The sequence below is a fragment of the Rhodococcus tibetensis genome, assembly GCF_024438035.1.
Lineage (GTDB): Bacteria > Actinomycetota > Actinomycetes > Mycobacteriales > Mycobacteriaceae > Rhodococcus_F > Rhodococcus_F tibetensis.
Map to the genome: position 1 here is coordinate 1 of NZ_JANFQF010000050.1, position 1,707 is coordinate 1,707.

Here is a 1,707-nt window from a genome sequence, read left to right on the forward strand (position 1 = left end):
GTGGAGGGGCACGGCCGGGAAAACAATCTCGTCCCCGGCGCAGACCTCTCCCGCACCATCGGCTGGTTCACCACCATCCACCCCGTCCGACTCGACCTGACCGGCATCGACCTCGACGACGCCCTCCACGGCGGCGGCGCCGCCGGCACCGCAATCAAAACCGTCAAGGAACAACTCCGCACCATCCCCGACCACGGCGCCGGATACGGACAACTGCGCTACCTCGACCCCGACACCGCCGAAGAACTCCGCACCTACCCCGGCCCCCAGATCACCTTCAACTACCTCGGGCGATTCAGCGGCAATCTGCCGGATCGCTCCGGCGGTGGTGGATGGATGCCGGTGTCAGGCACCGGACTGCACCGCCGGTTCCGCGCGGATATCGGGGCCGCAGCAACGCTCGACATCAACGCCATGGTCATCGAAACAGACGACGGACCGGTACTCGAGGTCGGATGGCTCTATCCGACAGGGGTTCTCACCGCCGCCGAAGTCACCGAACTCGCCGAACTCTTCACCACCGCACTCACCGCCCTCACCACCCACACCCACCAACCCCACACCGGCGGACACACCCCCACCGACCTCGACCTCGTCCACCTCGACCAACACACCATCGACACCCTCGAACACCACTACCCCACCCTCACCGACATCTGGCCCCTCTCCCCCCTCCAAGCCGGCCTCCTCTTCCACTCCGAATACACCCACCACACCCTCGACACCTACACCGTCCAACTCACCCTCGACCTCCACGGACCCCTCGACACCACCCGCCTCCACCACGCCGCCACCACCCTCCTCCAACGCCACCCCAACCTCCGCGCCGCCTTCACCCACACCCCCAACGGCCACCCCATCCAAATCATCACCGACCACACCCCCCTCCCCTGGACCGAACACAACCTCACCCACCAACCACCCCACCAACACCCCACCACCGTCGAAGACATCCTCACCACCGACCGCCACACCCGCTTCGACATGAACACCCCACCCCTGCTCCGCTTCACCCTCATCACCCACACCCCCCACCACCACCACCTCGTCATCACCAACCACCACATCCTCCTCGACGGCTGGTCCACCCCCCTCCTCCTCCACGAACTCCTCCACCTCTACACCCACCACAACGACACCACCGGACTCCCGCACCCGCGGTCCTATCGCGACTACCTGGCGTGGCTCGCGCGGCAACCGGTCGAGGACAGCATCGCGGCGTGGAAGGAAGCACTCGACGGTGTGGAGGAGCCGACACTCCTCGTCGGGGACTCGGAGCTGGGACAGGTATCGAACTTCCCGGAAGAGGTGGCCGTCTCGATCGATCAGGAAGGGACGCAAGCACTGCGAGCGCTGGCGCGCGAAAAGAACCTCACCCTCAACACCATGGTCCAAACCGCCTGGGGCATAGTCCTGGCCACCCTCACCCACCGCACCGACGTCGTCTTCGGCACCACCGTCTCCGGACGCCCACCCCACATCCCCGGCATCGAAACCATGATCGGACTCTTCATCAACACCATCCCCGTCCGCATCACCCTCGACCCCCACCACACCCTCACCCAACTCCTCACCCACACCCACAACGCCCACACCCAACTCCTCGACCACCACCACCTCGGCCTCCCCGACATCCACCGCGCCACCGGACCCGCCACCACCTTCGACACCCTCACCGTCTTCGAGTCCTACCCCCTCGACACCACC

At 66.0% G+C, this 1,707-nt stretch carries 1 protein-coding gene; it reads left to right on the forward strand.

What is annotated here, in order from left to right; translation table 11 throughout:
• A partial coding sequence (locus NOF53_RS27390) for a condensation domain-containing protein (protein ID WP_255974798.1) occupies positions 1–1,707 on the forward strand: 1,707 nt, incomplete at both ends.